At 70.1% G+C, this 308-nt stretch carries 1 pseudogene; it reads right to left on the bottom strand.

Features of this window, described 5'->3' with window-relative positions:
• Nucleotides 1-308: pseudogene (locus H261_RS23070) on the bottom strand (electron transfer flavoprotein subunit alpha/FixB family protein); the annotation flags it as partial.

Below are 308 nucleotides of genomic sequence, written 5' to 3'. Positions count from 1 at the left end.
TTTCGATTGCGGCGGAGCCACCCTCGGCCTTGGCGGCCTCGAAGCCGGTGCCGCGCACGGTGATCACCTTGACGGCGTCCTTGCTCTGCACGGTGGCCAGGGCGTTGCCGGCATAGATGGGACGGATGAAGGTGTCGGGCGACACCACGCCGGTGATCTCCGACACCTGGGCCACGTCCAGCAGCGCCGCGACGCGGGGCGCCACGTTCTTGCCGCCCGTGGTGGCGGGGGCCAGGATATGGGAATAGCCGCCGGCCAGCGACACGATCAGCGCCGCCAGCGGCTCGGCCAGATGGTTGGCGTAGAGC

Source organism: Paramagnetospirillum caucaseum (assembly GCF_000342045.1).
Lineage (GTDB): Bacteria > Pseudomonadota > Alphaproteobacteria > Rhodospirillales > Magnetospirillaceae > Phaeospirillum > Phaeospirillum caucaseum.
The sequence above is the reverse complement of the archived record's forward strand: the minus strand, read 5'-3'. Positions and strand labels throughout refer to the sequence as shown.